The following is a 3,242-nucleotide window of genomic DNA, read 5'->3' on the forward strand; positions in this document are numbered from 1 at the left end:
CGCTGGAAGCCCTGGCGGCGGCCGACATCAAGGCTGCACCCACCAATCTGTCGCCGCTCGGCATCCGCGTCGAGGGCAGGCCGCCGATGGGCGCCTTGAAATGCTTCCAGGACGGGCTCATCGAGGTACAGGACGAAGGCTCGCAGCTGGCGGCCCTCCTTGTCGATGCAAGGCCCGGCCAGCGCGTGGTCGATTTCTGCGCTGGCGCCGGCGGCAAGACGCTGGCGATTGCCGCCGCGATGAAGAACAAGGGCAAGATCGTGGCCTGCGATACGCTCAAAGGCCGCGTCGAACGCGCCGGCGACCGTCTGAAGCGCGCTGGCGCCTTCAATGTCGAACGCAAGGGCCTGGAAAGCGAGCGCGACCCCTGGGTCAAGCGCCATGCCGGCAGCTTCGACCGTGTGCTAGTCGACGCGCCCTGTTCCGGCACCGGCACCTGGCGCCGCAACCCGGATGCCAAATGGCGCCTGGAGCGCGAGGATCTGCCGCGCCTGGTGGCATTGCAGGCCAGCATCCTCGATTCCGCGCAGCGCCTGGTGAAGCCGGGCGGGCGCCTCGTCTATGCGACCTGCTCGCTGCTGGGCGAGGAGAATGACGGCCAGGTCGATGCCTTCCTGGCCAGCCATCCGGATTTCACCCGCATCCCCGTCGCCGATGTCTGGCGCGAGGTGATCGGCACCGACTGCCCGGCTGAAGGTCCCACCCTGTCGCTCACCCCCTTGCGTCATGGCACCGACGGCTTCTTCGTCGCCATCATGGAGAGGAAGGCCGCGATGCCGGCGACGGAGTCAGGCGGGTCGCAGGACGCGCCAAATCCTGCCGTCGATGCTGACCAAGCCTGAAGCGATGAGCGCCATGCCGGCGAGGTGATGCCGTTCCACCACCTCGCCGAGGAACAGCAGGCCCAGCATCAGCGCACTCACCGGGATCAGCAGCGTCACCAGCGAAAGATTGGTGGAACCGGCGCGCTTCAGGATGCGGAATAAGATCACGTAAGCAAGCGCTGTCGAGAGCAAGGCCAGCCCGATGATGGCCAGGGCCGGCTCCAAGCCGGGTAAGCCCAGTTTCCAGGGCTGATTGAGGAGCAGCACCGGCAACAGCAGCAGGCAGGATGAACCGGTGAGCTGGCCACTTGCCACCACCAAAGGCGGCCGGTCGCGAAAACGCCGGCCGAATACCCCGGCAAAACCATAGGAGAGTGCTGCTCCCAGCACGGCAAGCTCCGCCGCGATATGGCTGCCGGCACCGGCGAGCACCTCGCTGCCGATCATCACCGCCACACCTGCCATGCCGCAGAGCACGCCGACGATCTTCGTGAGACCGACGCGCTCATCCTTGGTGAAGAGATGCGCCACCAGCACGGTGAAGAGCGGCGTTGTCGCATTGAGGATCGACGCCAGACCCGCCCCGATCGCCTGCTGGCCCCAGAAGATAAGGCCGAAGGGAATGGCGTTGTTGAGCAGCCCCATGATGAAGGCATCGCGCCAGAAACTGACGTCCCGCGGCACGGCGATCCGCAGGCCGAGGCGCACCAGATGCAGCGCCGCCGCCGCCAGCCCCACGCGCAACAGGGCCACGGTGAGCGGCGGCACGCTCGCGACCGCGATCTTGGCGAAAAAGAAACTGCCGCCCCACAGCAGCGACAACAGAATCAGCAGCCCCCATTCCTGGGCGCCCATGCGCGGTGCGGTCATGTGCAAAATCTTTCAATGAACCGCGCGGAGATATGCCGGGAATGCACGCATGGCGCTATCCGGGGATTGCGGTGAGGTGGTGCGGCGGTGAGATACCCCCTCCCTAACCCTCCCCCCTTGAGGGGGAGGTCGACCGCGTCAGCGGGCGGGAGGGGGGGTGTGGTGTGTTTCAGTCTCGCTGCCGGCGCGTCAAGCCGCCCGCGCCTGCCGTCTTGCCTTCACCAGTTCCGCCCAACGTCCGCCGACCACGCGGCAGAATTCGTTGGCGTCGCGGGCGTGGCTCTTGAACTCGGCGCGGGCGCGGTCGATGGCTTGTCTGCCTTCCACCTCGCCGAGCTTGCCGATGATGACGTGATTGAAATTCTCGATCCAGCTGTTGGCATGATCGAGCGAGACCTCGAAATGGCATTGGAAGCCATAGGCCGTGTCGCCATAACGGAAGGCCTGGTTGGCGGTGGTGGCCCCCGTCATCAGGCGCACGGCGCCGTCGGGCAGGCCGAACGTGTCCTCATGCCATTGCAGGATGTGCTGGCGCGGGCTGAGGCCGCCCAGCAGCTTGTCCTGCTGGCCCTCCGCCGTGATGTCGATCGGCAGATAGCCGTATTCGAAGAAATCGTTGACCCGCACACGGGCGCCGAAGGTGCGTGCCAGCAGCTGGCCGCCAAGGCAGAGGCCCAGCAACGGCTTCCCCTGGTCATGGAAGGCGCCGAGGAGATCGCAAATAGGCCCGAAGGCCGGATAGTCGGCATCGTTATGGGCATGCTGTGGCCCGCCCAGCACCACCGCGCCGTCGAATCCGTCCGTGCTATCAGGCAGATCCACGCCGTGATGCGGTTCCGTCGTTACCAATTCGGCACCCGCCGCCTTGAGATGCTCGCCCAGCAGCGAGACATGGGATGTGGGTTCGTTTTGAATCACCAGCACGCGCATCTTTGATCCCTTCTCTCCCCCGACCTTTTTTGGCCGGAATGATGGGCGGATCATGCGGAATGGAACGATCGGACACAAGTGTGGGGCAATGCATGGCACGCATGACGGCTCAGCCCTTAAGGCGAGGCATTCAATGCTGCAGGTGCGCACCCGGGAAGAGCCGGCGCAGGAGCCCGCCATTTCGCCCGAAGATGACCGAGGCGAAATAGCAGAACCCCGCCATCAGCACGATGGCCGGTCCCGGCGGCAGGTCGAGATGGTAGGAGCCGAGGAGACCGAGCAACCCGGCTGCCAAGGCGAGCGAACTGGCCAATGCGATCATGCTGGCGACCGACCGCGCCCAGAAGCGTGCGGCGGCCGCGGGCAGGATCATGAGGCCCACCGCCATCAACGTCCCCAGCGCCTGGATGGCGGCCACCAGGTTGAGCACGATGAGGATGAGAAAGATCATATGCACCAGGGCTCCATGGCCGCCCACCGCGCGAAGGAATAGCGGGTCGAAACATTCCACGACCAGCGTGCGATAGATGATGGCGAAAGCGATGAGCGACAGGATGGCGGTCGCCACCACCAGGATCAGCCCGTCGCTGCCGATCGAGAGCAGCGATCCGAAGAGGA

At 65.5% G+C, this 3,242-nt stretch carries 4 protein-coding genes; 1 reads left to right on the top strand and 3 read right to left on the bottom strand.

The window, feature by feature from the left end; genetic code table 11:
- Positions 1 to 842: RsmB/NOP family class I SAM-dependent RNA methyltransferase (locus tag ACE3OO_RS20095; RefSeq protein WP_374305865.1), on the top strand; the 842-nt coding region annotated here is incomplete at its 5' end.
- Here ACE3OO_RS20095 and ACE3OO_RS20100 read toward each other — a convergent pair.
- The 3 genes from ACE3OO_RS20100 to ACE3OO_RS20110 form a co-directional block, all read right to left on the bottom strand.
- Positions 789 to 1,694, bottom strand: coding sequence for a DMT family transporter (locus tag ACE3OO_RS20100; protein WP_374305867.1), 906 nt, complete (start codon positions 1,692 to 1,694; stop codon positions 789 to 791). The genes ACE3OO_RS20095 and ACE3OO_RS20100 overlap by 54 nt on opposite strands.
- Before the next feature lie 189 nt (positions 1,695 to 1,883).
- Entirely contained in the window at positions 1,884 to 2,624 is a 741-nt protein-coding gene (locus ACE3OO_RS20105; RefSeq protein WP_374305869.1) for a type 1 glutamine amidotransferase, read from the bottom strand.
- Between the two features lie 130 nt (positions 2,625 to 2,754).
- On the bottom strand, positions 2,755 to 3,242 hold a 488-nt coding region (locus tag ACE3OO_RS20110), incomplete at its 5' end, for a metal ABC transporter permease (RefSeq protein ID WP_374305872.1).

Source organism: Ferrovibrio sp., from assembly GCF_041906005.1.
Taxonomy (GTDB): domain Bacteria; phylum Pseudomonadota; class Alphaproteobacteria; order Ferrovibrionales; family Ferrovibrionaceae; genus Ferrovibrio.